A 22,653-nucleotide genomic window follows, 5' to 3' on the forward strand; every position below is an offset into this window, starting at 1 on the left:
TATTGACATGGGTGCGGCGCATGGTGTGCCGCACCGACAGCTCTTTGGGAAACAAAATGCAAAACCAGAAGATCCGTATCCGTCTCAAGGCCTTCGACTACAAGCTGATCGATCAATCGGCCCTTGAGATCGTCGATACCGCGAAGCGCACCGGCGCTGTCGTCCGTGGCCCGGTGCCGCTGCCGACGCGTATCGAGCGTTTCGACCTGCTTCGTTCGCCGCACGTCAACAAGACCTCTCGCGATCAGTTCGAGATCCGTACCCATCTGCGTCTGATGGATATCGTGGATCCGACCGACAAGACCGTCGATGCGCTGATGAAGCTGGACCTGCCGGCTGGCGTTGACGTCGAGATCAAGCTGCAGTAAATCAAAAGTATTGCGTTATTGGTGCAAGGGCCGATATAATCCGGCCCTTGTGCTTTTTGGCGCATCTTGTAATTGCAATCGGTCCTGGTCAATCGCAACCAGGGTAAGGAGAATAAAATGAGTCTAGGCCTTGTCGGGCGCAAGGTGGGCATGACTCGCATTTTTGCCGAGGATGGTGCTTCCATTCCGGTGACTGTGCTGGACGTGTCCAACAACCGTGTGACCCAGATCAAATCGGCTGAAACGGATGGCTATTCTGCCGTCCAGGTGACCTTCGGCGTTCGTCGTGCGAGCCGGGTGAATAAGGCTGCGGCCGGTCATCTCGCCAAAGCAGGCGTTGAAGCGGGTCATGTGCTGAAGGAATTCCGTGTCGATGCTGATCGTCTGTCTTCCCTGAAGGCTGGCGATGTCGTTGGTGTCGATATCTTTGCTGTCGGTCAAAAGGTTGATGTGAGTGGTGTTTCGATTGGTAAGGGCTATGCCGGTACCATCAAGCGTCACAACTTCGCTTCCGGTCGTCAGACCCACGGTAACTCCCGTAGTCACAACGTGCCGGGTTCCATCGGTATGGCGCAGGATCCGGGTCGCGTTTTCCCGGGTAAGCGCATGACCGGTCACCTCGGTGCCGTCAGCTGCACCGTGCAGAATCTGGAAGTGGTTCGCGTTGATGTTGAGCGCGGCCTGTTGTTGATCAAGGGCGGTGTGCCCGGCCATGATGGCGGCGATGTAGTTGTTCGCCCTGCCGTCAAGGCGGGTAACTGACTGGAGGCGTGATGGAACTGAAGCTGTTGAACGAACAGGGTCAGGCGTCTGCGACCCTTCAGGCGTCCGACGCGCTGTTTGGTCGTGAGTACAATGAGGCCCTGATTCATCAGGTCGTCGTTGCTTACATGGCCAACGCCCGCTCTGGCAATCGTGCCCAGAAGGGCCGTGACGAAGTGTCCCATACGACCCACAAGCCGTGGCGTCAAAAAGGCACGGGTCGCGCCCGTTCCGGTATGAGTTCGAGCCCGATCTGGCGTGGGGGCGGTCGTGCCTTCCCGAACAAGCCGGACGAGAACTTCTCCCACAAGGTTAACCGCAAGATGTACCGCGCCGGTGTTGCTGCGATCCTGTCGCAACTCGCCCGCGAAGATCGTCTGTCGGTCATCGAAGGTTTTGCGGTTGAAGCGCCGAAGACCAAGCTCCTCGCCCAGAAGCTCAAGGGCATGGGCCTCGAGTCGGTTCTGGTGATCACCGATTCCTTTGATGAAAACCTGTACCTGTCGGCCCGCAACCTCCCGAACGTTCTCGTTCTGGACGTCAGCGAAGCTGATCCGGTTTCCCTGGTGCGTTTCCCGAAGGTGCTCGTCACCAAGGGTGCCGTTGCCAAGATGGAGGAGATGTGGCAATGAGCGCATTCAAGGAAGAGCGTCTGATGCAGGTGCTGCTCGCTCCCCAAATCTCTGAAAAGGCGACCTACATCGCCGACAAGAATGAGCAAGTGGTGTTTCGCGTTGCCAGCGATGCAACCAAGCCTGAAGTCAAGGCGGCGGTCGAGCTTCTCTTCAAGGTTGAAGTGAAGGCCGTGCAGGTTGCCAACGTCAAAGGCAAGGAAAAGCGCTTCGGCAAGATGATTGGCCGCCGCAAGGGCTGGAAGAAGGCGTATGTCTGCCTGAAGCCGGGCCAGGAAATCAACTTCGCGGCCGGGGAGTAAGCAATATGGCACTCGTTAAAGTCAAACCGACTTCCGCCGGCCGCCGTGCGGTCGTCAAGGTCGTCAGCCCGAACCTGCACAAGGGTGCTCCGGTTGCCTCGCTCGTCGAGAAGCAGTCGAAGACCGCTGGCCGTAACAACAACGGCCACATCACCACTCGTCACAAGGGCGGTGGTCACAAGCAGCACTATCGTCTCGTCGATTTCCGTCGCAACAAGGATGGCATCGTTGCCAAGGTCGAGCGTCTCGAGTACGACCCGAACCGCTCTGCGCACCTCGCGCTGCTGTGCTACGCCGACGGCGAGCGTCGCTACATCATCGCCCCGAAGGGTGTGGTGGTGGGTCAGGCGATCGTCAGTGGTTCCGAAGCCCCGATCAAGTCCGGCAATGCTCTGCCGATCCGGAATATTCCGGTGGGTACGACCCTGCACTGCGTCGAGATGATTCCTGGCAAGGGTGCCCAGCTGGCGCGTGCCGCTGGTACCTCGGTCCAGCTGCTTGCTCGCGAAGGGATCTACGCTCAGGTGCGCCTGCGCTCCGGCGAAATCCGTCGTGTGCACATCGAATGCCGTGCCACCATCGGTGAAGTCGGTAATGAAGAGCATAGCCTGCGCAAGATCGGCAAGGCTGGTGCGAATCGCTGGCGTGGTATCCGCCCGACCGTCCGCGGTACGGCGATGAACCCGGTTGATCACCCGCACGGTGGTGGCGAAGGCCGTACTGGCGAAGGCCGTGTGCCTGTCAGCCCGTGGGGTCAGCCGACCAAGGGTTATCGGACCCGTAGCGTCAAGCGTACCGACTCGATGATTGTTCAGCGTCGGCACAAGCGATAAGAGGTAAGACATGGCACGTTCTATTAAGAAGGGCCCGTTTATCGACGCTCACCTCCTGAAGAAGGTGGATGCGGCACGGGACTCGAATGACAAGCGCCCGATCAAGACCTGGTCGCGTCGCTCCACGGTGCTGCCGGATTTTGTTGGCCTGACGATCGCTGTGCACAACGGCCGTCAGCACATCCCGGTGTACGTTTCTGAAAACATGGTTGGTCACAAGCTCGGCGAATTCGCGCTCACCCGTACGTTCAAGGGTCACGCCGCCAGCAAGAAGGCCAAGCGCTAAGGGGAAATGACGATGGAAACCAAAGCCATTCTCCGCGGCGTTCGCCTGTCGGAACAGAAAGGTCGTCTGGTTGCGGATCTCGTCCGCGGCAAGTCGGTCGAGCAGGCGCTCAACATTCTGACCTTCAGCCCCAAAAAGGGCGCGAAGATCATCAAGAAGGTTGTCGAATCGGCAATCGCGAATGCTGAGCACAATGATGGCGCCGATATCGACGCGCTGCGTGTGAAGTCGATCTATGTCGAGCAAGGCATGACGCTCAAGCGTTTCACCGCTCGTGCGAAGGGTCGCGGTAACCGCATCAGCAAGCCGACCTGCCATATCTACGTGACGGTCGGAGAGTAAGGAGAACCCATGGGACAGAAAATCCATCCGACCGGCTTTCGCCTGGCCGTAACGCGTAACTGGGGCTCCCGCTGGTTTGCTGCTGGCAGCGACTTCGCCACGATGCTGAACGAGGACCTGAAGGTTCGCGAGCATCTGAAGAAGAAGCTTGCGCACGCTTCCGTGAGCCGTGTCGTCATCGAGCGTCCGGCCAAGAACGCCCGGATCACCGTTTTCAGCGCCCGTCCGGGTGTTGTGATCGGCAAGAAGGGCGAAGACATCGAGAAGCTGAAGGCTGATCTGCAGGGCATCATGGGTGTGCCGGTGCATGTGAACATCGAAGAAGTTCGCAAGCCGGAAACCGATGCTCAGCTGATTGCTGACTCGATTTCCCAGCAGCTCGTGAAGCGCATTATGTTCCGCCGTGCAATGAAGCGTGCGATGCAGAACGCAATGCGTCTGGGTGCTCAGGGCATCAAGATCATGAGCTCCGGTCGTCTGAACGGTGCTGAGATCGCTCGTACCGAGTGGTATCGCGAAGGTCGTGTGCCCCTGCACACCCTGCGCGCCGACATCGACTACGGCGTGTCCGAAGCCCACACCACCTATGGTGTGATCGGCATCAAGGTGTGGGTGTACAAGGGCGAGGCTCTCGCCCGTAACGAGCAGCCTGCTGCGACGGACAACGAAGGCGATAACCGCCGAGGCCGTCGTCGCAATGAGGGTGCCGACAGCAAGCCGGGTGCCAAGCGGCCCGCGCGCCGCACTGGCGGCGATCAGGCTGATGGTGCAAAACGGATCAAGAAAGAAGCGGGAGTGAATGATGCTGCAGCCGTCGAGAAGGAAGTATCGTAAGGAGCAGAAGGGCCGCAATAAGGGTCTCGCCACCCGCGGTGCCAAGGTAAGCTTTGGCGAGTACGGTCTGAAGGCGGTTGGGCGTGGTCGTCTTACTGCTCGCCAGATCGAATCTGCCCGTCGTGCCATGACCCGTCATATCAAGCGGGGTGGTCGTATCTGGATTCGCGTTTTCCCGGACAAGCCGATCTCGCAAAAGCCGGCGGAAGTGCGTATGGGTAACGGTAAGGGTAGCCCGGAGTACTGGGTTGCCGAGATCCAGCCGGGCAAGGTGCTGTACGAAATGGATGGTGTGGATGAAGCGCTGGCGCGCGAGGCTTTCCGTCTCGCGGCTGCCAAGCTGCCGATCGAAACCGTCTTCGTTGTCCGGATGGTGGGGTAAATCATGAATGTTTCGGAATTGCGGGCGAAGGACGCCAGCCAGCTCAACGCTGAACTGCTCGAACTGCTGAAGGCTCAATTCAGCCTGCGCATGCAGATCGCGACTCAGCAGCTGAGCAATACTTCGCAACTCGGCAAGGTTCGTAAGGACATCGCCCGGGTCAAAACCATTCTTCGTGAGAAGGCGGGTGCGAAATGAACGATCAAGTAAAAAACAAGCGCGTTGAAGTTGGCCGTGTTGTCAGCGACAAGATGACCAACACCGTGACCGTTCTGGTTGAGCGCCGCGTGAAGCACCCGCTGTATGGCAAGGTGATCAAGCGTACCGCCAAGTACCACGCTCACGTTGAAGCCGGTACGGAGGCTGCGGAAGGCGATCTCGTGCAAATCGAGGAGTGCCGTCCGATCTCAAAGACGAAAACTTGGCGCGTCATCCAGGTTCTCGAGAAGGTCGTAGCAGTTTAAGTTGTAGCTGTACGTATAAATGGCTTGCCAAGAGATTGGCAAGCCATTATTATTGCCGTCTTTGCTCTTGCACGGTTCCTGTGCAAGTCCAATCAACCCGAACGGGATCCAAAACTGGCCGCCAATAGCGTGTCAAGTTGGAGAGTTTAAATGATCCAAATGCAAACGATGCTGGACGTCGCCGATAATACCGGCGCGCGTTATGTGATGTGCATCAAGGTGTTGGGCGGCTCCAAGCGTCGCTACGCCGGTGTGGGTGACATCATCAAGGTGAGTATCAAGGATGCGGCCCCGCGTGGTCGTGTCAAGAAGGGTGACGTTTACAGCGCTGTGGTGGTTCGTACCGCCAAGGGCGTGCGTCGTCCGGATGGCTCGCTGATCAAGTTCGATCGCAATGCTGCGGTCCTGCTTAACAACAAGGGCGAGCCGATCGGTACGCGTATCTTCGGACCGGTCACGCGCGAGCTGCGTACCGAAAAGTTCATGAAGATCGTCTCCCTGGCGCCCGAAGTTCTCTAAGGAGTAGTTGTGAACAAGATTCGCAAAGGCGACGAAGTTGCCGTCCTTACGGGCAAAGACAAGGGCAAGCGTGGCACGGTGCTCCGCGTCGACGGCGATGTGGTTGTCGTTGAGGGTATCAACCGTGTCAAGAAGCACGTGCGTCCGAACCCGATGAAGGGTGAGGTCGGCGGCATCGTCGAAAAAGAAATGCCGATCCAGGCCTCGAACGTTGCGGTGTTCAATTCCGCGACCCAGAAGGCTGATCGCGTCGGCTTCAAGGTGCTCGAAGATGGCCGCAAGGTGCGTGTCTTCAAGTCCAACGGCGAAGTAGTGGATGCTTAAGGAGTAGTCATGGCGCGCCTGCAAGAATTCTACAAAGAGACCGTTGCGCCTGAGCTTCTCCAGAAGTTCGGCTACACGTCGGTCATGGAAGTCCCGCGCATCACCAAGATCACCCTGAACATGGGTGTGGGTGAGGCTGTGGGTGACAAGAAGGTTCTGGATTACGCGGTTGGCGATCTTCAGAAGATCGCTGGTCAGAAGCCCGTTACCACCAAGGCGAAGAAGTCGATCGCCGGCTTCAAGATTCGTGATGGTTATCCGATCGGCTGCATGGTCACGTTGCGTGGCCCCCGCATGTACGAATTTCTGGATCGCCTGGTCACGATCGCCATGCCCCGTATCCGCGACTTCCGCGGTATCGCCGGCAAGGGTTTTGATGGCCGTGGCAACTACAACCTGGGCGTCAAGGAGCAGATCATCTTCCCGGAAATCGAGTACGACAAGATCGATGCTCTCCGCGGGATGAATATCAGCATCACGACGACGGCCAAGACGGACGACGAGGCGCGCGCTCTGCTCGCCGCGTTCAAGTTCCCTTTCAAGAACTGAGGGTTTTATGGCGAAACTGTCTCTGATCAATCGCGAAGAGAAGCGCGCGAAGATGGTTGCAAAGTTCGCAGCCAAGCGTGCTGCTCTGTTCGAACAGATCAACAACGCCAAGCTGTCGGATGAAGAGCGCATGGTTGCGCGTCTCAAGCTGCAGCAACTGCCGCGTAATTCGAGCCCGTCCCGTCAGCGTAACCGCTGCGAGCAGACCGGTCGTCCGCGTGGTGTCTTTCGTAAATTCGGTCTGTGCCGTAACAAGCTGCGCGAAGTTGCCTTCCGCGGTGAAGTTCCTGGCATGACCAAGGCAAGCTGGTAAGGGGTCGAAGATGAGCATGTCTGATCCGATCGCCGATATGCTGACGCGGATTCGCAACGCGCAGCAGGCGCAAAAGAGCTCTGTCGCGATGCCTTCCTCCAAGCTGAAGGTTGCCATCGCCAAGGTTCTGAAGAGCGAAGGCTACATCGACGACTTCGCTGTCTCTCAAGACGACGGCAAGGCCGAGCTGGCGCTGTCGCTCAAGTATTACGCCGGTCGCCCGGTTATCGAACGCATTGAACGCGTCAGCCGCCCTGGCCTCCGTGTTTACAAGGGTAGCGATGATCTGCCCCGCGTTATGAACGGCCTTGGTGTGGCGATTGTTTCCACGCCGAAGGGTGTGATGACTGACCGCGCTGCGCGCGCTGCCCGTGCTGGCGGCGAAGTGCTCTGCGTTGTGGCTTAAGGGAGGGTTGCAATGTCCCGTGTAGCCAAGAACCCGGTCGTTATTCCGGCTGGTGTGGAAGTCAAGATCGATGCAGGCCAGATCGTCGTGAAGGGCCCGCTGGGCTCCCTGGCGCAGGCTGTGCATCCGTCGGTCAAGGTTGAGCATGGCGAAGCTGGTGTGCAGTGTTCTGCCATCGAAGGCGCCGTGAATGGCAACGCCATGTCCGGTACGCTGCGCGCGCTGGTGAACAACATGGTGACCGGCGTTTCCAAGGGTTTCGAGCGCAAGCTGAACCTGGTTGGTGTGGGTTATCGTGCCCAGGCCCAAGGTGACAAGCTGAACCTCAGCCTCGGTTTCTCGCACCCGGTTGTCCACCAGATGCCTGTCGGCATCAAGGTGGAGACGCCGACTCAGACGGAAATCGTTATCAAGGGTGTCGACAAGCAGGTTGTCGGCAAGGTTGCTGCTGAAGTCCGTGCCTATCGCGCGCCGGAGCCCTACAAGGGCAAGGGTGTCCGTTACTCGGACGAAGTGGTTACCTTGAAAGAAACCAAGAAGAAGTAAGGGCGGATCATGATCAACAAGAAGGAAACGCGTTTGCGCCGGTCACGGAAAACCCGTGCCAAGATTGCGGAAATGAAGGCAGTCCGTCTGTCCGTGTTCCGTTCCAACTGCCATATCTACGCGCAAGTCATCTCTGGCTGTGGCTCCAAGGTGCTGGCAGCTGCTTCCACCGTGGAAGCGGATGTGCGCGCCCAGGTGGCGAACGGTGGCAACAAGGCTGCCGCTGAGCTGGTGGGCAAGCTGATTGCCGAACGCGCCAAGGCTGCAGGCATCGAGGCGGTCGCTTTCGACCGGTCGGGCTTCCAGTACCACGGCCGCGTTAAGGCGCTTGCCGATGCCGCCCGCGAAGGCGGTCTGAAGTTCTAAGCGAGGTTGAACATGGCTAAGCAGCAAAGTAAAAAAGTTCAGGCCTCTGACGAGCGTGATGACGGCCTGCGCGAAAAGATGGTGTCCATCAACCGTGTCACGAAGGTTGTGAAGGGCGGCCGTATTCTCGGTTTCGCCGCTCTGACCGTGGTTGGCGATGGTGATGGTGGCGTCGGGATGGGCAAGGGCAAGTCCCGCGAAGTTCCGGTCGCCGTGCAGAAGGCGATGGAAGAAGCCCGTCGCAAGATGAACAAGGTGTCCCTCAAGAACGGCACTCTGCATCACTCCGTGATCGGCAAGCATGGCGCTTCGTCGGTCCTGATGCAGCCGGCTCCCACCGGTACCGGCATCATTGCCGGCGGTGCGATGCGCGCTGTTTTCGAGGTGATGGGCGTGACCGACATCATTGCGAAGTCGATCGGCTCCACGAATCCGTACAATGTGGTGCGTGCCACGCTGAACGGCCTCATGGCCACCAATGCTCCTTCCGTGATCGCCGCCAAGCGTGGCAAGACGGTTGAAGAGATCCAGGGGTAAGTCATGTCCGATAAGAAAGTGAAAGTCACGCTCGTCAAGAGCGTTATCGGTACCAAGCAGTCCCATCGTGCAACCGTTCGCGGTCTTGGCCTTCGCCGTCTCCACCACACGGTGGAACTGCAGGATACTCCCGCAGTTCGCGGGATGATCACCAAGGTTGCCTACCTCGTTAAGTGTGAGGCTTAAATGCGCTTGAATGCGATTAAACCTGCTGCTGGCGCCAAGCACGCTGCGAAGCGCGTGGGCCGTGGCATTGGTAGCGGCCTGGGCAAGACTGCCGGTCGTGGTCACAAGGGTCAGAAGTCCCGTACTGGTGGCTTCCACAAGGTTGGTTTCGAGGGCGGCCAGATGCCGATGCAGCGTCGTCTGCCGAAGCGCGGCTTCGTTTCGCTGACTCGTGCCCGTATCGGTGAAGTTCGCCTGTCCGAGCTTGAAGCTCTGCCGGTTGAAGACGTCGATCTGCTCGTTCTGCAGCAGGCTGGCATCGTTGCCGCTGACGCGCTCGCTGCCAAAGTGGTGCTGTCCGGTGTCATCACCCGCAAGGTGAATCTGCGTGGTGTGGCTGCTACCAAGGGTGCCAAGGCTGCTATCGAAGCCGCCGGTGGTTCCGTGCAGTCTGCCGAGTAAGGTTCAGCGTGGCTAATCAGCAGTCCGCGCTGGCGGCACCGGGAAAGTTCGGGGATCTCAAGCGTCGCTTGATGTTCCTTTTGGGGGCCCTGATTGTTTATCGAATCGGTGCTCACATCCCGGTGCCGGGCATCGATCCGGTGGCGTTGGCGGATCTGTTCAAGAGTCAAAAGGGCGGCATCCTCGGGGTTTTCAACCTGTTCTCTGGCGGAGCGCTATCCCGTTTCACCATCTTTGCTTTGGGGATCATGCCGTATATTTCGGCGTCGATCATCATGCAGCTGCTTACCGTTGCGTCGCCGCAGCTGGAGGCGCTGAAGAAGGAAGGCGAGGGCGGCCGTCGGAAGATTACTCAGTACACGCGTTACGGCACGCTGGCCTTGGCCTTGTTTCAGGGTCTTGGCATCGCTGTCGCGCTGGAATCGCAGCAGGGTCTTGTTCTTGATCCCGGCCTGATGTTCCGCTTCGTGACTGTCTCCACTCTTGTCACCGGGACAATGTTCCTGATGTGGCTTGGTGAGCAGATCACTGAGCGTGGCTTGGGTAACGGCATTTCGATCATCATCTTTGCGGGTATCGCTGCTGGTTTGCCGAATTCGCTCGGTGGTCTCTTCGAGCTCGTACGCACCGGTGCCATGCATCCTTTCACGGCTCTCGTGATCTGCGTGCTGGTGGTGGTTGTGACGGGTGTTGTGGTGTTCGTTGAGCGGGGGCAGCGCAAGATCCTCGTGAATTACGCGAAGCGTCAGGTCGGTAACAAGATCTACGGCGGTCAGAGCTCTCACCTTCCGCTCAAGCTGAATATGTCGGGAGTGATTCCGCCGATCTTCGCCTCGAGCATAATCCTCTTTCCGGCAACGCTCGCTCAGTGGTTCGGTTCGTCCGAGAGCATGACCTGGTTGAAGGATCTGGGTTCCACTCTGGCTCCTGGTCAGCCGATTTACGTGATTTTGTACGCGGCAGCGATTGTTTTCTTCTGTTTCTTTTACACGGCCCTCGTTTTCAACTCGAAGGAGACGGCGGATAACCTGAAGAAGAGCGGGGCTTTTGTTCCCGGGATTCGTCCTGGCGAGCAGACGGCGCGATACATCGACAAGATCCTGATGCGGCTGACCCTGGCAGGGGCGGTGTACATCACCTTGGTATGTTTGCTGCCGGAGTTTCTGATCCTGGAGTGGAACGTTCCGTTTTACTTTGGTGGGACGTCCTTGTTGATCATCGTGGTGGTGACGATGGACTTCATGTCCCAGGTTCAGGCCTACATCATGTCCCACCAGTACGAAAGCCTGTTGAAGAAGGCTAACTTCAAGGGGTCGCGGTCCGCGCTCAAGTAGGTTCATGTCGAGGGAAGACTACATCGAGATGCAAGGTGAGGTTCTCGAGAATCTCCCCAATGCGACCTTCAGGGTGAAACTTGAAAATGGCCACTTCGTCCTTGGCCACATCTCGGGGAAGATGAGGATGCATTACATCCGGATCCTTCCTGGCGACAAGGTAACGGTGCAGTTGACGCCGTATGATTTGAGCAGGGCCCGGATCGTTTTCCGAGCGAAATAACAGAATAGTAGTCAGGAGCTAGAAATGAGAGTTCAAGCATCGGTCAAGCGGCTTTGCAGAAACTGCAAGATTGTCCGTCGCAAAGGTGTCGTTCGCGTGATCTGTACGGATCCGCGCCACAAGCAGCGTCAGGGTTGATGCGGTCACCCGCATTCTTTATAATTTAACGTTTAGCATTTTGGGGTGAACGCATGGCCCGCATTGCAGGGGTAAACATTCCCAACCACAAGCACACCGAGATCGCGCTTACCGCGATTTTCGGTATCGGGCGCACTCGTGCGCAACAGATCTGTGATGCGGCCGGTATCGGTCGCTCCGTCAAGATCAAGGATCTGACTGAGTCGGACATGGAACGGCTGCGCGACGAAGTCGCGAAGTTCACCGTTGAAGGTGACCTGCGCCGTGAAGTGACGATGAGTATCAAGCGCCTCATGGACCTGGGGTGCTATCGCGGGGTGCGCCATCGTCGTGGTTTGCCCCTTCGTGGCCAGCGCACGCGTACCAATGCCCGCACCCGCAAGGGTCCGCGCAAGGCGATCGCCGGCAAGAAGTAATCAGGGATAAGACATGGCAAAGACTGCTGCGAAGGTTCGCAAGAAGATCAAGAAGAACGTGGCCGAGGGCATCGCCCACGTTCACGCTTCTTTCAACAACACGATCATCACGATCACCGATCGCCAGGGCAACGCGCTGTCGTGGGCTACCTCCGGTGGCGCCGGCTTCAAGGGCTCCCGCAAGAGCACCCCGTTTGCTGCCCAGGTTGCCGCCGAAGCGGCTGGCAAGGTCGCCGTCGAGTGCGGCATCAAGAATCTGGAAGTGCGTGTGAAGGGCCCCGGCCCTGGCCGCGAGTCCAGCGTTCGGGCGCTTAACGCGCTGGGTATCAAGATCACGACGATCACCGATATCACGCCGATCCCGCACAACGGCTGCCGTCCGCCGAAGAAGCGTCGTATCTGACAAGGAGTTGAACAGTGGCTCGTAATCTTGACCCGAAGTGCCGTCAGTGCCGTCGCGAGGGTGAAAAGCTCTTTCTCAAGGGCGAAAAGTGCTTTACCGACAAGTGTGCGATCGAGCGTCGCTCCTACGCACCTGGTCAGCACGGCCAGAAGTCCGGTCAGCGTCTGTCCGGTTATGGCGTCCAACTGCGTGAAAAGCAGAAGATCCGTCGCCTGTACGGCATTCTCGAGCGTCAGTTCCGCAAGACCTACGCCGAAGCCGATCGTCGCAAGGGCCAGACGGGTGAAAACCTTCTGCAGCTCCTCGAAGGCCGTCTGGATGCCGTCGCCTACCGGATGGGCTTTGGCGCTTCCCGTGCCGAGGCCCGCCAGGTTGTCCGTCACAACGGCGTCCTGGTCAATGGCAAGCGCGTGAACATTCCGTCCTACACGGTTCGTCCTGGCGATGAGATCGCCCTGACCGATACCGCCCGCAACCAGCTGCGCGTCAAGGCCGCGCTCGAAGCAGCCGACTCCCGCGGCTTCCCCGAGTGGCTGGCTGTCGATGCCAAGGCCGGCAAGGGTACGTTCAAGGCTTATCCGCAGCGCGCTGAGCTGCCTGCGACCCTGAACGAAGGTCTGGTTGTCGAACTGTATTCGCGTTAATGGTGGTCGCGCCTCTGGCGCGACTCTATAGAAGGATTGTCGATGCAAAGTAATGCTCTGCTGAAACCGCGCATCATCGAGGTGCAGAACGTTTCGCCGGTGCATGCCCGCGTGACCATGGAGCCGTTTGAACGCGGCTTCGGTCACACGCTTGGCAATGCGCTCCGCCGGATCCTGCTCTCCTCGTTGCCGGGCTACGCGCCGACCGAGGTGTCGATCGAGGGCGTACTGCATGAGTACTCGACGCTGGATGGTGTGCGGGAAGACGTTGTCGACCTGCTGCTGAACCTGAAGGGTGTTGTCCTCAAGCTGCATGGTCGTAACGAAGCTACGCTGTCGCTGGTGAAAGCTGGCGAGGGCGTCGTTACCGCTGCGGATATCGAAGTTTCCCACGACGTCGAAGTCATCAACCCGGACCATGTGCTTGCGCACCTGGCACCTGGCGGCAAGCTTGATCTGCAAATCAAGGTCGAGCAGGGCCGCGGCTACGTGCCTGGCAATCAGCGCCCGGCGGCCGGCGAGACCAAGACCATCGGCCGTATCGTTCTGGACGCTTCGTTCAGCCCGGTTCGCCGCGTCAGCTATTCGGTGGAAAGCGCTCGCGTCGAGCAGCGCACCGATCTGGATCGTCTGGTGCTGGACATCGAGACCAACGGTGCCGTTGATCCGGAAGAGGCCGTGCGTTTTGCTGCGCGCGTTCTGATGGATCAGCTGTCTGTGTTTGCAGACCTCGAGGGTACGCCGACCGCGGTGGAAGCTCCCAAGGCGCCTGCCATCGATCCGATCCTGTTGCGTCCGGTCGATGATCTCGAGCTGACGGTTCGCTCTGCGAACTGCCTGAAGGCCGAGAACATCTACTACATCGGTGATCTGATCCAGCGCACCGAAACCGAACTGCTCAAGACGCCCAACCTGGGCCGCAAGTCGCTGAACGAGATCAAGGAAGTCCTTGCCTCGCGCGGTCTGACGCTGGGCATGAAACTTGAAAATTGGCCGCCGGCCGGGCTGGAAAAGCTCGGTTGAGCGTAACGAAGAAGAGGTAATTCCAAATGCGTCACCGTAACGGTCTTCGCAAGCTCAACCGCACCAGCAGCCACCGTCAGGCTATGCTGCGCAACATGGCAAACTCCCTGCTGCGTCACGAGGTCATCAAGACCACCGTGCCGAAGGCCAAGGAGCTGCGCAAGGTTGTTGAGCCGCTGATCACCCTCGGCAAGAAGCCGAGCCTGGCCAACCGTCGTCTGGCCTTCGATCGTCTCCGGGATCGTGACATCGTCGTCAAGATCTTCGACGAACTGGGTCCGCGTTTCTCCACCCGTAATGGTGGTTATCTGCGTATCCTGAAGTGTGGTTTCCGTGATGGTGACAACGCTCCGATGTGCTTCGTCGAGCTGCTTGATCGTCCGGAAGGCGAAGTTGCTGAGCCGCAAGCCGAACAGGCTGCTGCGTAAGCGGCGCGATCCAGAAGAAAGCCAGCGTAAGCTGGCTTTTTTTTCGCCGGTACGCCAGGCATCGCGCACAGCGCAGCGAATGGTGCAGTCCGTTCCGTCGTGGTGACGGGAAGGATGGTTTGTAAGTGACTGTCAGCCAGACCGCTGTAAAGTCAAAACGTCGCCGAATACCGGGGGCGGTCCCAATTGGAGTCTGAAGGGCGTAGTGGCTCTGAGCCGGAGCGGGCTCCTGAGGGCGAGCGTTGCTGTATTCTTTTAGAGTTCTCGTCTTGCGTACCCCTCATCTTGTCTTGTGGGATCGGTGGCGACAACGGCGGAGCGCCGGTTGCGATGAGCCAAAAAAAGCCCGCCGGGCTTGCGCCGGGCGGGCTTTGGTCTCGCGGAGCGGAGATCGTCAGACGATCATGCCCGCGCCAACGGTGTTGTTGGTGGATTCGTCGATCAGGATGAAGGCGCCGGTGGCGCGGGACTCCGTGTAGCTGTCGGCGAACACGGGTTGTGCCAGCTTCAGGGTAAGGCGGGCGATGTCATTCATGGCCAGCGTCGTGGCCGAGTCATTGGCGAGGGTGTTGATGTCGACCCGGTGGGCGATGCTCGCAACCTTGGCCTTCACTTCACGGGTCGTGTGGCGCAGCCAGTAGGTGCGGGCGGGTGACAGCGGCGTTTCCGAGAGCCAGCAGACGAGGGCCTCGACCTGCTTGCTCTGGGCGGGCGCTTCACCGGCGGCGACGATCATGTCGCCGCGGGAGATGTCGATCTCGTCTTCGAGCAGCAGGGTCACCGATTGCTCATGGATGGCCTTGGGCAGCGACTCGCCGTACAGCTGGATGTCCTTGACTCGGGTGGTGAGGCCGTTGGGGAGCACCGTCACGGTGTCGCCGACCTTGATCTCGCCGGCTTCGACGCGCCCCATGAAACCACGGTAGTCGTGCAGCGCCGGATCGTCGGAGGCCTGGGGCCGGCACACGTACTGAACCGGGAAGCGGAAGCTTTCGGCCTTCTCGGTGTGGGCGGCGGGGGCCGCTTCGAGGATGTCGATCAGCGTCGGGCCGTCATACCAATCGAGGCGTTCGCCGCGGTCGACGATCATGTCGCCATTGAGGGCTGACAGCGGGATGAAGCGCACGTCGGTCAGGCCGATCTGGTCGGCGAAGGCCTTGTATTCGCCAACGATGCGATCGTAGGTGGCCTGGTCGTAGTCCACCAGGTCCATCTTGTTAACGGCCACGACGACGTGGGGGATGCCCACGAGCTTGGTCAGGTAGCTGTGGCGGCGGGTCTGGGTGAGCACGCCCTTGCGCGCGTCGATCAGGATGATCGCGACGTTGGCCGTGGACGCCGCGGTGACCATGTTGCGGGTGTACTGCTCGTGGCCCGGCGCGTCGGCGATGATGTATTTGCGGGTGCCGGTGGAGAAGTAGCGGTAGGCGACGTCAATGGTGATGCCCTGCTCGCGCTCGGCCTGCAGGCCGTCGGTGAGCAGCGACAGGTCGACGGCGGTCATGCCGCGCTTGCTGGAGGTCTTCTCGATGGCGGTCAGGGTGTCTGCCAGGATCGCCTTGGTGTCGAACAGCAGGCGGCCGATCAAGGTGCTCTTGCCGTCGTCAACGGAGCCGCAGGTCAGGAAGCGCAGCAGGCCCCGGTCTTCTACGTGCTGGGTACTCATCAGAAGTAACCTTCTTTCTTGCGTTGTTCCATGGAGGCTTCGCTGGTCTGGTCGTCCAGACGGGTGGCGCCGCGCTCGGTGATGGTGGTGGTGGCGGTCTCGACCACGATCTTCTCGACGTTGTCAGCGGCCGACTCTACCGGCGCCGTGCACGAGATGTCACCGACGGTACGGAAGCGCACCTGCAGGTCGACGATCTCTTCGCCGGCCTTCGGCAGGTTGGTCAACTCGCCGTTCATCAGCGGCACATTGACCGGCACGATGGCGCCCTGGCGGATAACCACCGGGCGAGTGTGGGCGAAGTAGATGGAGGGCAGCTCGAGGCCTTCGCGCTCGATGTACTGCCACACGTCCATCTCGGTCCAGTTGGAGATCGGGAAGGCGCGGATGTTCTCGCCCTTGTGGCTGCGGGCGTTGTAGAGGTTCCACAGTTCGGGGCGCTGGTTCTTCGGGTCCCATTGGCCGAACTCGTCGCGGAAGCTCATGATGCGTTCCTTGGCGCGGGCCTTTTCTTCGTCGCGGCGGGCGCCACCGATGCAGGCGTCGAAGCCGAACTCCTCGATGGCCTCGAGCAGCGTCACCGACTGGTGCTTGTTGCGGGATTCGTTCTCGCTCTTCAGCACCACGGTGCCGCGCTTCATGGAGTCTTCGACCGAGCGCACGATCAGGCGCTCGCCGAGCTCGGCGGCGCGCTTGTCGCGAAACTCGACGACTTCGCGGTAGTTGTGGCCGGTGTCGATGTGCATCAGCGGGAAGGGGAACTTGCCCGGGCGGAAGGCCTTCTCGGCGATCCGCAGCATGCAGATGGAGTCCTTGCCGCCGGAGAAGAGCAGCACGGGGTTGCTGCACTGGCCGGCCACTTCACGCATGATGTGGATGGCTTCCGATTCGAGCCAGTCCAGGTGGCTCAGGGTTTGTTTGGTGAGCGTCGACATTGATTTACTCGGTTGATGTGGCGTGGGCCGCCCGTTACTTCTTGACGTGCAGGCCGCATTCCTTGGATTCGGGATTCTCCCACCACCAGCGCCCTGCGCGCACGTCTTCGCCGATGGAAATCGGGCGGGTGCAGGGGGCGCAGCCGATGCTGGGGTAGAACTTGTCGTGCAGGGCGTTGTAGGGCACCTTGTTCAGCCGGATGTAGGCCCACACTTCTTTCTCGGTCCACTCGGCCAGCGGGTTGAACTTGACCAGGCCGTTGCCCTCGTCGAACTGGCGCTTGGGCAGGTCGGTGCGGGTGGTGGATTGCTCGGCGCGCAGGCCGGTGATCCAGGCCTGCTTGCCGGCCAGCGCGCGGCCGAGGGGCTCCACCTTGCGGGCGTGGCAGCAGGCCTTGCGCAGCTCGACGCTGTCGTAGAAGGCGTTGATGCCGTGCTCGCGGGTGAAGGCCTCGATGGCTTCGTGTTTCGGGTAGAAGAACTTCAGCTTGAGCCCGTAATGCTGCTGCACGCGGGCCATCAGGTCATAGGTTTCGAGGGGCAGGCGGCCGGTGTCGAGGGAGAAGATCTCGATCGGCAGGCCGGCGGTGGCGATCACGTCGGTGAGCACCATGTCCTCGGCGCCCAGGCTGTTGGCCATCGTGATGGCCGGCAGCTCGGCGGCCCAGGCGGCGAGGTCGGCCTTCAGCTGGGCGGTCTTGCTGTCGACGCTGGCCAGCAGGGCCGGGTTGTCGAGCTTGGGGTTCTGGTTGGGGTGCATGGGCGCCTCGCTCAGGTTGCGCGCTGGGCGCGGCGGAAAAGGGGTTCCGGCTGGTCGACGGCGGCCTGGTAGGGCGCCGAGAAGTCTTTGAGGCTTGCCAGGCTCTCCTCGAGCTGCGCGTCGGAATACTTGCCGGTCTTGGGCTGGATGGCGTCGAAGCCGCAGCGCTGCATGAAGAAGAACTGGTCGCGCAGCACATCGCCAATGGCGCGGATCTCGCCCTTGAAGCCGTAGCGGCTGCGCAGCAGCGCGGCGGCCGAGTAGGCGCGGCCATCGGTGAACTTGGGGAAGTTGAGGGCGACCGCGGAGAGGTCTTCCAGGTCGGGCGCCAGGTCTTCGACGTTGTCGTGGCTGTCGAGCCACACGCCGACGTCGCTGCGGCCGCTGAAGGCCGATTTGTGGGCCTGCCACACGGCCATGGGCACGAACACCGGGCCGGCCGGGAGGCTGAGTGCCTCGGGGGCCTGGCTCTCGTCGAGGACGAGGATTTCGGCGCTGTCGTCGACGAGGCGGCCGTTCTTGATGAGCTTAGGCATTTTGCTTCCTTTCGGTGACGGCGGCTTCGCCATACACGCCGAGCTTGAAGGGGTCGAGGCCGGTGCGGCGGACAGTTTCGATGAAGCGCTCGCCGGGCTGGCGCTGGCCCAGGTAGACGTCGATGATCTTCGAGATCACGTCGGGCATTTCGGCCGCCGCAAATGAGCGGCCGATCACCTTGCCGAGGCTGGTCTGGTTGCCCTGGCTGCCGCCGAGGCTGACCTGATACCACTCCTCGCCGTTCTTGTCGACGCCGAGGATGCCGATATGGCCCACGTGGTGGTGGCCACAGGAGTTCATGCAGCCGGAGATGTTGAGCTCGATGTCGCCGATGTCGTAGAGGTGGTCCAGGTCGTCGAAGCGGGCCTGGATGGCGTTGGCGATGGGGATCGACTTGGCGTTGGCCAGCGCGCAGAAGTCGCCACCGGGGCAGCAGATCAGGTCGGTCAGGAGGCCGAAGTTGGGCGTCGCGAGGCCGGCGGCGCGGGCCTTTTCCCACACCGCGAAGAGGTCGGACTGCTTGACGTCGGCGAGCACCAGGTTCTGCTCGTGGGTGGCGCGGACTTCGCCGAAGCTGTAGGCGTCGGCCAGCTCGGCCACCAGCTCGAGCTGGGCGTCGGTGATGTCGCCGGGGGCGCGCTTCGGGTCTTTCAGCGACAGCACCACCACAGCGTAGCCGGGCTGCTGGTGGGCGATCACGTTGCGGCGGGCCCAGGCGGCGAAGGCCGGGTTGGCGGCGCGCTGGCTCACGTAGCTGGCGTCATCAGAGGGCAGCGTCTCGTAGGCCGGCGTCGTGAAGTGGCCGGCCACGCGGGTGAGTTCGGCTTCGGTGAGGGTGTTCGGGCCGCCCTTGCCGAAGGCCCACTCTTCCTCGACCTGGCGCTTGAATTCGGCCACGCCCAGCGCCTTGACGAGGATCTTGATGCGCGCCTTGTAGAGGTTGTCGCGGCGGCCGTAGCGGTTGTACACACGCAGGATCGCCTCGCAGTAGGTGATGATGTCCTGCCAGGGCACGAAGGCGTTGATTTCTTCGCCGATGATGGGCGTGCGGCCCATGCCGCCACCGACCAGCACGCGGAAGCCGATTTCGCCGGCGGCATCGCGCTTGAGCTCGAGGCCGATGTCGTGGCACTGGATGACGGCCCGGTCTTCGGCGGCGCCATTCACGGCGATCTTGAACTTGCGCGGCAGGAAGGCGAACTCGGGGTGGAAGGTGCTCCACTGGCGCAGGATCTCGCACCACGGGCGCGGGTCGAGGTATTCGTCGGCGGCGACGCCGGCGAAGGGGTCTGAGGTGATGTTGCGGATGCAGGCGCCGGAGGTCTGGATGGCGTGCATCTGCACGGTGGCGAGGCCGGCCAGGATCTCGGGCACCACCTTGAGCTCGGGCCAGTTGAACTGGACGTTCTGGCGCGTGGTGATGTGGGCGTAGCCCTTGTCGTAAGTGCGGGCGATGCGGGCCAGCTCGCGCACCTGGGCCGACGACAGCAGGCCGTAGGGCACGGCGATCCGCAGCATCGGGGCGTGGCGCTGGATGTACAGGCCGTTCTGCAGGCGCAGCGGGCGGAACTCTTCGTCGGTCAGCTCGCCAGCCAGGTAGCGGCGGGTCTGGTCGCGAAACTGGGCGACGCGTTCGTCGACGATTCTCTGGTCGTAGGGATCGTAGCGGTACATTCTGTGTTCCTGTTGGTTTTCTGGCCGGGCTGCCCCGGGATTCCTTGGAAGCCCCGGAGGGCCGGTGTCTGTTGGGGCGCTCAGGCCGCGATGAGTTTGCTGCCCACCAGGACCAGCATGCCGGCCAGGATGGGGCGCAGCACCCGGTCGGGCACGCGGGTGGAGATGTGGCTGCCCAGCCAGATGCCTGGCAGCGAGCCGATCAAGAGGCTGCCCAGCAGCGACCAGTCGACGCTGCCCAGCATCCAGTGGCCGATGCCCGCCACCAGGGTGAGGGGCACCGCGTGGGCGATGTCGCTGCCGATGATGCGCAGGGTCGGCAGGCGGGGGTAGAGGAAGAATAGCGCGCTGACGCCGAGAGCGCCGGCACCCACCGACGAGATCGACACCAGCACGCCGAGTACGGCGCCGGTGACGACGGTGAGGGTGGCGGTGCGGCGCGGGTTCTCACGCCCCTCCGAGTGGCGGAGGGCGAAGTCCTGGATCTGCTTGCGGAAGATGATCGCCACCGCGGTGAGCAGCAGCGCCACGCCCAGGGCGACCTTGATGAGCCCCGTCGCGCCGCCGATGCCGCCTGGCGCCACCTGGCCGAGCACCAGCAGGGTCAGCGCCGCAGCAGGGATGCTGCCATAGGCGAGGCGGCGCGTGATCGACCAGTCGACGGTGCCCTTCAGGCCGTGGGCCAGGGTGCCACCGGCCTTGGTGATGGCGGCGTAGAGCAGGTCGGTGCCGACCGCCACCGAGGGGTGTATGCCGAACAGCAGAACCAGCAGCGGCGTCATCAGCGAGCCTCCGCCGACCCCGGTGAGGCCGACGATGGCGCCGACGGAGAAGCCGGCTGTGGTGTAAGCGATGTCCATGATGCGCCTCGATATCTTGAGCGCCGCATTGTAATGGGAGCGATTATGGAGAAATAGGCTTGTCGAGTTAAACTAAAAGAACAAAAAGTTATATAGGCCCGGTCGCGTGGTCCAAAAGGTGACGCCATGAACATCCAGCAACTGCGTTACGTGTTCGAAGTGGCCCGGCACGGGCTCAACGTGTCCGAGGCGGCCGAGGCCTTGTTCACGTCCCAGCCCGGTGTCTCCAAGCAGATCCGCCTGCTCGAGGAGGAGCTCGGCGTCGAGATCTTCGTGCGCCACGGCAAACGGCTGGTGGCGATCACCGAGCCGGGGCGGCAGGTGCTGGCGATCGCCGAGCGCATGCTCCTCGATGTGGACAACCTGCGCCAGGTGGGCGCCGAGTTCAGCAACGAGGCGAGCGGGAGCCTCTCCATCGCCACCACCCACACCCAGGCGCGCTACGCGCTGCCGCCGGTGATCCAGGCCTTCATGACGCGCTACCCCAACGTGCGCCTGTCGCTGCACCAGGGCAGCCCGCGCCAGGTGTGCGAGTACGTGCTGTCGGGCGAGGCGGACATCGCGATCGCCACCGAGGCCATCGCCGAAGAGCACAACCTGGTGATGTTGCCCTGCTACCAGTGGAACCGCTGCGTGATCGCCCCCCAGGGCCACCCCATCCTGAGCACCCCGCCGCTGACCCTAGAGGCCATCGCCCGCCACCCGCTGATCACCTACGACTTCGCCTTTACCGGGCGCAACCAGATCAACAAGGCTTTCCTGGGGCGCGGCCTGAAGCCCAACGTCGTTCTCACCGCCATCGACTCGGACATCATCAAGACTTACGTGGGGATGGGGCTGGGGGTCGGGATTCTGGCGCGGATGGCCTACGACCCGGCGGTCGATCGCGGGCTGGGGATGGTCGACGCGGCCCATCTCTTCGAGTCCAGCACGACCCGCATCGGGGTGCGCCGCAACTCCTGGCTGCGTGGCTACGTGTATGCCTTCATCGAGCTCTTCGCGCCGCACCTGAGCCGCCGGGTGGTGGATGCGGCGCTGGCCGGCGGTGGCGAGGATCCGGGGCTGTAAACGAAAAAACCGGGGCAGAGCCCCGGCAAACGGAACACCTTGCCGTGTTCCGGCAATGCGCTCAATTACGGCGACGCAGGCCCGCCAGCGCCACCAGCCCGAGGCCGCCGAGGGCCAGGGTCGAGGGTTCTGGGACATTGATGACCACTTTCTCAGTGGTGATCAGCGAGGCGAAGTTCACCGTCGTGTCCTGGCCTTCGGGTGTCTCGAAGCCGAGGCAGGGGTAGCTCGCGCCCACCGCCGCGCAGGCATCTGCAGACAGCGTGTTGAGGCCGTTCGTCGCCTCGAAGAAGCTGATGTAATAGGTCTGATCGCCGAACAGCGAACCGGCGCCGTCGAAGTCGTAGGTGAAGCCGAAGTTGAGCGACTTCACATCGGTCACGTAGATGTCTGCGCAGCCATTCACGTTCACGCCGACCCCGTTGATGCCGCCATCGGCGCAGGGCGTGGCGCCGTTGTCGGTTTCCAGGTAATCCACCCCGAAGGTGATCGTGACGGGGGGGAGCGCGCTGCCCGCGGGGGAGACCGGCGTCAGGGTCAGGGTCGACAGGATGTCCACCGAACTCAGCGTGGTGCCCGTTATCGGCCGGTTGAGGTGGGTGATCGAGACGTTGTTCACGGCGGCGCCGTTGGTGACCACGTTGCCGCTGGCCGGCGAGTTGCTGATCTGCAGGCCGCTCACGCCCTGCCCGGTGGAGCTGCCCCAGCGCAGCGTCTGGTTGTCGATGACGGTCACGCCGGTGGGGGCGGTGCAGTCGCCGGTGCTGTCGCAGATGCTTGCCGTGTCGAAGATGGTGGAGACATCCACCTGCCAGGTGTCGATGATTCCGTCGATGGCATCGGCCTGGGCCGTTGCGGAGAAACAGAGGGCCAGCGCGCCGGCGATGCCGAGGGTTCTGGACCTGAAGCTGTTGCGGCTGATGCGTTTCATGATCGCTCCCGTTCAAATTGGCAGCTTGCGCTGCAAGGGTCTTGACGCTGAAAAGCTGGATTGCCTTGGTTACGTTTCTTGTTGCATAGGCCGTGCCAGAAACGTCAAATTTCGCTGAGTGGCGCTGGCGGCAAAGGTTTTGACGTTTTGGATGATTGTGGTGGGGTGGCGGTCGATTGAAATGGCGTAAAAACTACCGACATCTCCAGGCTGCTCCTAGC

Annotated in this window: 37 protein-coding genes; 30 read left to right on the forward strand and 7 right to left on the reverse strand. The window is 61.3% G+C overall.

All coding sequences use genetic code 11. The features are described from left to right. Window positions 1-56 precede the first annotated feature (56 nt). From rpsJ to rplQ, 29 genes are all read left to right on the forward strand, one after another. On the forward strand, window positions 57-368 hold the full coding sequence (gene rpsJ, locus ZRA01_RS16525) for a 30S ribosomal protein S10 (RefSeq protein WP_079432648.1): 312 nt from the start codon (window positions 57-59) through the stop codon (window positions 366-368). 117 nt (window positions 369-485) lie between these two features. Beyond that, window positions 486-1,130, forward strand: coding sequence for a 50S ribosomal protein L3 (gene rplC, locus ZRA01_RS16530; protein ID WP_141354238.1), 645 nt, complete (start codon window positions 486-488; stop codon window positions 1,128-1,130). An 11-nt stretch (window positions 1,131-1,141) separates the two neighbouring features. After that, window positions 1,142-1,762: a 50S ribosomal protein L4 gene (gene rplD, locus ZRA01_RS16535; RefSeq protein ID WP_141354240.1), complete on the forward strand. Its 621-nt coding sequence runs from the start codon at window positions 1,142-1,144 to the stop codon at window positions 1,760-1,762. After that, complete coding sequence (gene rplW / locus ZRA01_RS16540) at window positions 1,759-2,064, forward strand: 50S ribosomal protein L23 (RefSeq protein ID WP_141354242.1); 306 nt, start codon at window positions 1,759-1,761, stop codon at window positions 2,062-2,064. The genes rplD and rplW overlap by 4 nt, the downstream gene beginning before the upstream one ends. Window positions 2,065-2,069: 5 nt before the next feature. Then, window positions 2,070-2,897: a 50S ribosomal protein L2 gene (gene rplB / locus ZRA01_RS16545; protein ID WP_141354244.1), complete on the forward strand. Its 828-nt coding sequence runs from the start codon at window positions 2,070-2,072 to the stop codon at window positions 2,895-2,897. A gap of 10 nt (window positions 2,898-2,907) precedes the next feature. Then, entirely contained in the window at window positions 2,908-3,183 is a 276-nt protein-coding gene (rpsS, locus tag ZRA01_RS16550) for a 30S ribosomal protein S19 (protein ID WP_141354246.1), read from the forward strand. Between the two features lie 12 nt (window positions 3,184-3,195). Beyond that, a complete protein-coding gene (gene rplV, locus ZRA01_RS16555) occupies window positions 3,196-3,525 on the forward strand; it encodes a 50S ribosomal protein L22 (protein WP_141354248.1) in 330 nt (109 codons plus the stop codon). Between the two features lie 9 nt (window positions 3,526-3,534). Continuing rightward, complete coding sequence (rpsC, locus tag ZRA01_RS16560) at window positions 3,535-4,359, forward strand: 30S ribosomal protein S3 (RefSeq protein WP_141354250.1); 825 nt, start codon at window positions 3,535-3,537, stop codon at window positions 4,357-4,359. After that, window positions 4,328-4,741, forward strand: coding sequence for a 50S ribosomal protein L16 (gene rplP / locus ZRA01_RS16565; protein ID WP_079432654.1), 414 nt, complete (start codon window positions 4,328-4,330; stop codon window positions 4,739-4,741). Before rpsC ends, rplP begins: the two co-directional genes overlap by 32 nt. A gap of 3 nt (window positions 4,742-4,744) precedes the next feature. Continuing rightward, window positions 4,745-4,939, forward strand: coding sequence for a 50S ribosomal protein L29 (gene rpmC, locus ZRA01_RS16570; RefSeq protein ID WP_141354252.1), 195 nt, complete (start codon window positions 4,745-4,747; stop codon window positions 4,937-4,939). Continuing rightward, window positions 4,936-5,205: a 30S ribosomal protein S17 gene (rpsQ, locus tag ZRA01_RS16575; protein WP_141354254.1), complete on the forward strand. Its 270-nt coding sequence runs from the start codon at window positions 4,936-4,938 to the stop codon at window positions 5,203-5,205. The genes rpmC and rpsQ overlap by 4 nt, the downstream gene beginning before the upstream one ends. Window positions 5,206-5,355: 150 nt before the next feature. After that, entirely contained in the window at window positions 5,356-5,724 is a 369-nt protein-coding gene (gene rplN, locus ZRA01_RS16580) for a 50S ribosomal protein L14 (protein WP_141354256.1), read from the forward strand. A 9-nt stretch (window positions 5,725-5,733) separates the two neighbouring features. After that, window positions 5,734-6,048, forward strand: a complete 315-nt coding sequence (rplX, locus tag ZRA01_RS16585) for a 50S ribosomal protein L24 (protein ID WP_141354258.1) — start codon at window positions 5,734-5,736, stop codon at window positions 6,046-6,048. Between the two features lie 9 nt (window positions 6,049-6,057). Then, window positions 6,058-6,597, forward strand: a complete 540-nt coding sequence (rplE, locus tag ZRA01_RS16590; RefSeq protein ID WP_141354260.1) for a 50S ribosomal protein L5 — start codon at window positions 6,058-6,060, stop codon at window positions 6,595-6,597. A 7-nt stretch (window positions 6,598-6,604) separates the two neighbouring features. Further along, window positions 6,605-6,910: a 30S ribosomal protein S14 gene (gene rpsN, locus ZRA01_RS16595; protein ID WP_141354262.1), complete on the forward strand. Its 306-nt coding sequence runs from the start codon at window positions 6,605-6,607 to the stop codon at window positions 6,908-6,910. A 10-nt stretch (window positions 6,911-6,920) separates the two neighbouring features. Then, a complete protein-coding gene (gene rpsH, locus ZRA01_RS16600) occupies window positions 6,921-7,316 on the forward strand; it encodes a 30S ribosomal protein S8 (RefSeq protein ID WP_141354265.1) in 396 nt (131 codons plus the stop codon). A gap of 12 nt (window positions 7,317-7,328) precedes the next feature. Then, the gene (gene rplF, locus ZRA01_RS16605; RefSeq protein WP_141354267.1) at window positions 7,329-7,862 is read left to right on the forward strand and encodes a 50S ribosomal protein L6; all 534 of its coding nucleotides are present in this window, start codon (window positions 7,329-7,331) and stop codon (window positions 7,860-7,862) included. A 12-nt stretch (window positions 7,863-7,874) separates the two neighbouring features. Continuing rightward, a complete protein-coding gene (rplR, locus tag ZRA01_RS16610) occupies window positions 7,875-8,228 on the forward strand; it encodes a 50S ribosomal protein L18 (protein ID WP_141354305.1) in 354 nt (117 codons plus the stop codon). A 12-nt stretch (window positions 8,229-8,240) separates the two neighbouring features. After that, window positions 8,241-8,765, forward strand: coding sequence for a 30S ribosomal protein S5 (rpsE, locus tag ZRA01_RS16615; RefSeq protein WP_141354269.1), 525 nt, complete (start codon window positions 8,241-8,243; stop codon window positions 8,763-8,765). 3 nt (window positions 8,766-8,768) lie between these two features. Then, a complete protein-coding gene (gene rpmD, locus ZRA01_RS16620) occupies window positions 8,769-8,951 on the forward strand; it encodes a 50S ribosomal protein L30 (RefSeq protein ID WP_141354271.1) in 183 nt (60 codons plus the stop codon). After that, window positions 8,952-9,392, forward strand: a complete 441-nt coding sequence (gene rplO, locus ZRA01_RS16625; protein WP_141354273.1) for a 50S ribosomal protein L15 — start codon at window positions 8,952-8,954, stop codon at window positions 9,390-9,392. A 71-nt stretch (window positions 9,393-9,463) separates the two neighbouring features. Then, window positions 9,464-10,726: a preprotein translocase subunit SecY gene (secY, locus tag ZRA01_RS16630; RefSeq protein ID WP_246093715.1), complete on the forward strand. Its 1,263-nt coding sequence runs from the start codon at window positions 9,464-9,466 to the stop codon at window positions 10,724-10,726. Window positions 10,727-10,730: 4 nt separating this feature from the next. Further along, on the forward strand, window positions 10,731-10,949 hold the full coding sequence (gene infA, locus ZRA01_RS16635) for a translation initiation factor IF-1 (protein ID WP_141354277.1): 219 nt from the start codon (window positions 10,731-10,733) through the stop codon (window positions 10,947-10,949). A 24-nt stretch (window positions 10,950-10,973) separates the two neighbouring features. Then, window positions 10,974-11,087, forward strand: a complete 114-nt coding sequence (gene rpmJ / locus ZRA01_RS16640) for a 50S ribosomal protein L36 (RefSeq protein WP_079432668.1) — start codon at window positions 10,974-10,976, stop codon at window positions 11,085-11,087. Window positions 11,088-11,140: 53 nt separating this feature from the next. Beyond that, window positions 11,141-11,503 carry a 30S ribosomal protein S13 gene (rpsM, locus tag ZRA01_RS16645; RefSeq protein WP_141354279.1) on the forward strand — a complete coding sequence of 121 codons (363 nt, stop codon included), beginning with the start codon at window positions 11,141-11,143 and terminating at the stop codon, window positions 11,501-11,503. Between the two features lie 13 nt (window positions 11,504-11,516). Next, window positions 11,517-11,906 (forward strand): 30S ribosomal protein S11, encoded by a 390-nt coding sequence (rpsK, locus tag ZRA01_RS16650; protein WP_141354281.1) that lies wholly within the window; start codon window positions 11,517-11,519, stop codon window positions 11,904-11,906. 14 nt (window positions 11,907-11,920) lie between these two features. Next, window positions 11,921-12,550, forward strand: coding sequence for a 30S ribosomal protein S4 (rpsD, locus tag ZRA01_RS16655; RefSeq protein WP_141354283.1), 630 nt, complete (start codon window positions 11,921-11,923; stop codon window positions 12,548-12,550). Window positions 12,551-12,592: 42 nt separating this feature from the next. Continuing rightward, window positions 12,593-13,573: a DNA-directed RNA polymerase subunit alpha gene (locus ZRA01_RS16660; RefSeq protein ID WP_141354285.1), complete on the forward strand. Its 981-nt coding sequence runs from the start codon at window positions 12,593-12,595 to the stop codon at window positions 13,571-13,573. 26 nt (window positions 13,574-13,599) lie between these two features. Next, window positions 13,600-14,001, forward strand: a complete 402-nt coding sequence (rplQ, locus tag ZRA01_RS16665) for a 50S ribosomal protein L17 (protein ID WP_141354287.1) — start codon at window positions 13,600-13,602, stop codon at window positions 13,999-14,001. Between the two features lie 394 nt (window positions 14,002-14,395). Here rplQ and cysN read toward each other — a convergent pair whose 3' ends face one another. From cysN to ZRA01_RS16695, 6 genes are all read right to left on the reverse strand, one after another. After that, window positions 14,396-15,667: a sulfate adenylyltransferase subunit CysN gene (gene cysN / locus ZRA01_RS16670; RefSeq protein ID WP_371859311.1), complete on the reverse strand. Its 1,272-nt coding sequence runs from the start codon at window positions 15,665-15,667 to the stop codon at window positions 14,396-14,398. Further along, the gene (gene cysD / locus ZRA01_RS16675) at window positions 15,667-16,602 is read right to left on the reverse strand and encodes a sulfate adenylyltransferase subunit CysD (protein ID WP_141354291.1); all 936 of its coding nucleotides are present in this window, start codon (window positions 16,600-16,602) and stop codon (window positions 15,667-15,669) included. The genes cysN and cysD overlap by 1 nt, the downstream gene beginning before the upstream one ends. Window positions 16,603-16,636: 34 nt before the next feature. Then, window positions 16,637-17,362: a phosphoadenylyl-sulfate reductase gene (locus ZRA01_RS16680; protein WP_141354293.1), complete on the reverse strand. Its 726-nt coding sequence runs from the start codon at window positions 17,360-17,362 to the stop codon at window positions 16,637-16,639. An 11-nt stretch (window positions 17,363-17,373) separates the two neighbouring features. Further along, on the reverse strand, window positions 17,374-17,898 hold the full coding sequence (locus tag ZRA01_RS16685; RefSeq protein WP_141354295.1) for a DUF934 domain-containing protein: 525 nt from the start codon (window positions 17,896-17,898) through the stop codon (window positions 17,374-17,376). Further along, window positions 17,891-19,573, reverse strand: coding sequence for a nitrite/sulfite reductase (locus ZRA01_RS16690; protein ID WP_141354297.1), 1,683 nt, complete (start codon window positions 19,571-19,573; stop codon window positions 17,891-17,893). Before ZRA01_RS16690 ends, ZRA01_RS16685 begins: the two co-directional genes overlap by 8 nt. An 80-nt stretch (window positions 19,574-19,653) precedes the next feature. After that, window positions 19,654-20,433 (reverse strand): sulfite exporter TauE/SafE family protein, encoded by a 780-nt coding sequence (locus ZRA01_RS16695; RefSeq protein WP_141354299.1) that lies wholly within the window; start codon window positions 20,431-20,433, stop codon window positions 19,654-19,656. Between the two features lie 126 nt (window positions 20,434-20,559). On the opposite strand from ZRA01_RS16695, the gene cysB reads away from it, so the two are divergent. Beyond that, complete coding sequence (gene cysB / locus ZRA01_RS16700) at window positions 20,560-21,501, forward strand: HTH-type transcriptional regulator CysB (protein ID WP_141354301.1); 942 nt, start codon at window positions 20,560-20,562, stop codon at window positions 21,499-21,501. A 61-nt stretch (window positions 21,502-21,562) separates the two neighbouring features. Here cysB and ZRA01_RS16705 read toward each other — a convergent pair whose 3' ends face one another. After that, complete coding sequence (locus ZRA01_RS16705) at window positions 21,563-22,432, reverse strand: THxN family PEP-CTERM protein (protein WP_141354303.1); 870 nt, start codon at window positions 22,430-22,432, stop codon at window positions 21,563-21,565. Between the last annotated feature and the right edge of the window lie 221 nt (window positions 22,433-22,653).

This window comes from Zoogloea ramigera (assembly GCF_006539865.1).
In the GTDB taxonomy this organism is placed as follows: domain Bacteria; phylum Pseudomonadota; class Gammaproteobacteria; order Burkholderiales; family Rhodocyclaceae; genus Zoogloea; species Zoogloea ramigera.

What these genes read in the sequence shown, in the direction of transcription:
- rpsJ (WP_079432648.1), top strand. Translation starts at nt 57, where the DNA reads ATGCAAAACCAGAAGATCCGTATCCGTCTCAAGGCCTTCGACTACAAG.
- ZRA01_RS16705 (WP_141354303.1), bottom strand. Translation starts at nt 22,432, where the DNA reads ATGAAACGCATCAGCCGCAACAGCTTCAGGTCCAGAACCCTCGGCATC.
- rpsM (WP_141354279.1), top strand. Translation starts at nt 11,141, where the DNA reads ATGGCCCGCATTGCAGGGGTAAACATTCCCAACCACAAGCACACCGAG.
- rpmD (WP_141354271.1), top strand. Translation starts at nt 8,769, where the DNA reads ATGTCCGATAAGAAAGTGAAAGTCACGCTCGTCAAGAGCGTTATCGGT.
- rplN (WP_141354256.1), top strand. Translation starts at nt 5,356, where the DNA reads ATGATCCAAATGCAAACGATGCTGGACGTCGCCGATAATACCGGCGCG.
- rplW (WP_141354242.1), top strand. Translation starts at nt 1,759, where the DNA reads ATGAGCGCATTCAAGGAAGAGCGTCTGATGCAGGTGCTGCTCGCTCCC.
- rpsC (WP_141354250.1), top strand. Translation starts at nt 3,535, where the DNA reads ATGGGACAGAAAATCCATCCGACCGGCTTTCGCCTGGCCGTAACGCGT.
- cysN (WP_371859311.1), bottom strand. Translation starts at nt 15,667, where the DNA reads ATGAGTACCCAGCACGTAGAAGACCGGGGCCTGCTGCGCTTCCTGACC.
- rplB (WP_141354244.1), top strand. Translation starts at nt 2,070, where the DNA reads ATGGCACTCGTTAAAGTCAAACCGACTTCCGCCGGCCGCCGTGCGGTC.
- rpsE (WP_141354269.1), top strand. Translation starts at nt 8,241, where the DNA reads ATGGCTAAGCAGCAAAGTAAAAAAGTTCAGGCCTCTGACGAGCGTGAT.
- rplV (WP_141354248.1), top strand. Translation starts at nt 3,196, where the DNA reads ATGGAAACCAAAGCCATTCTCCGCGGCGTTCGCCTGTCGGAACAGAAA.
- rplE (WP_141354260.1), top strand. Translation starts at nt 6,058, where the DNA reads ATGGCGCGCCTGCAAGAATTCTACAAAGAGACCGTTGCGCCTGAGCTT.
- rplP (WP_079432654.1), top strand. Translation starts at nt 4,328, where the DNA reads ATGCTGCAGCCGTCGAGAAGGAAGTATCGTAAGGAGCAGAAGGGCCGC.
- rpsQ (WP_141354254.1), top strand. Translation starts at nt 4,936, where the DNA reads ATGAACGATCAAGTAAAAAACAAGCGCGTTGAAGTTGGCCGTGTTGTC.
- ZRA01_RS16685 (WP_141354295.1), bottom strand. Translation starts at nt 17,898, where the DNA reads ATGCCTAAGCTCATCAAGAACGGCCGCCTCGTCGACGACAGCGCCGAA.
- rpsK (WP_141354281.1), top strand. Translation starts at nt 11,517, where the DNA reads ATGGCAAAGACTGCTGCGAAGGTTCGCAAGAAGATCAAGAAGAACGTG.
- rpsS (WP_141354246.1), top strand. Translation starts at nt 2,908, where the DNA reads ATGGCACGTTCTATTAAGAAGGGCCCGTTTATCGACGCTCACCTCCTG.
- rplF (WP_141354267.1), top strand. Translation starts at nt 7,329, where the DNA reads ATGTCCCGTGTAGCCAAGAACCCGGTCGTTATTCCGGCTGGTGTGGAA.
- rplQ (WP_141354287.1), top strand. Translation starts at nt 13,600, where the DNA reads ATGCGTCACCGTAACGGTCTTCGCAAGCTCAACCGCACCAGCAGCCAC.
- rpsN (WP_141354262.1), top strand. Translation starts at nt 6,605, where the DNA reads ATGGCGAAACTGTCTCTGATCAATCGCGAAGAGAAGCGCGCGAAGATG.
- ZRA01_RS16695 (WP_141354299.1), bottom strand. Translation starts at nt 20,433, where the DNA reads ATGGACATCGCTTACACCACAGCCGGCTTCTCCGTCGGCGCCATCGTC.
- rplD (WP_141354240.1), top strand. Translation starts at nt 1,142, where the DNA reads ATGGAACTGAAGCTGTTGAACGAACAGGGTCAGGCGTCTGCGACCCTT.
- rplC (WP_141354238.1), top strand. Translation starts at nt 486, where the DNA reads ATGAGTCTAGGCCTTGTCGGGCGCAAGGTGGGCATGACTCGCATTTTT.
- ZRA01_RS16660 (WP_141354285.1), top strand. Translation starts at nt 12,593, where the DNA reads ATGCAAAGTAATGCTCTGCTGAAACCGCGCATCATCGAGGTGCAGAAC.
- rpmC (WP_141354252.1), top strand. Translation starts at nt 4,745, where the DNA reads ATGAATGTTTCGGAATTGCGGGCGAAGGACGCCAGCCAGCTCAACGCT.
- cysB (WP_141354301.1), top strand. Translation starts at nt 20,560, where the DNA reads ATGAACATCCAGCAACTGCGTTACGTGTTCGAAGTGGCCCGGCACGGG.
- infA (WP_141354277.1), top strand. Translation starts at nt 10,731, where the DNA reads ATGTCGAGGGAAGACTACATCGAGATGCAAGGTGAGGTTCTCGAGAAT.
- rpmJ (WP_079432668.1), top strand. Translation starts at nt 10,974, where the DNA reads ATGAGAGTTCAAGCATCGGTCAAGCGGCTTTGCAGAAACTGCAAGATT.
- ZRA01_RS16680 (WP_141354293.1), bottom strand. Translation starts at nt 17,362, where the DNA reads ATGCACCCCAACCAGAACCCCAAGCTCGACAACCCGGCCCTGCTGGCC.
- rplO (WP_141354273.1), top strand. Translation starts at nt 8,952, where the DNA reads ATGCGCTTGAATGCGATTAAACCTGCTGCTGGCGCCAAGCACGCTGCG.
- rpsH (WP_141354265.1), top strand. Translation starts at nt 6,921, where the DNA reads ATGAGCATGTCTGATCCGATCGCCGATATGCTGACGCGGATTCGCAAC.
- secY (WP_246093715.1), top strand. Translation starts at nt 9,464, where the DNA reads ATGTTCCTTTTGGGGGCCCTGATTGTTTATCGAATCGGTGCTCACATC.
- ZRA01_RS16690 (WP_141354297.1), bottom strand. Translation starts at nt 19,573, where the DNA reads ATGTACCGCTACGATCCCTACGACCAGAGAATCGTCGACGAACGCGTC.
- cysD (WP_141354291.1), bottom strand. Translation starts at nt 16,602, where the DNA reads ATGTCGACGCTCACCAAACAAACCCTGAGCCACCTGGACTGGCTCGAA.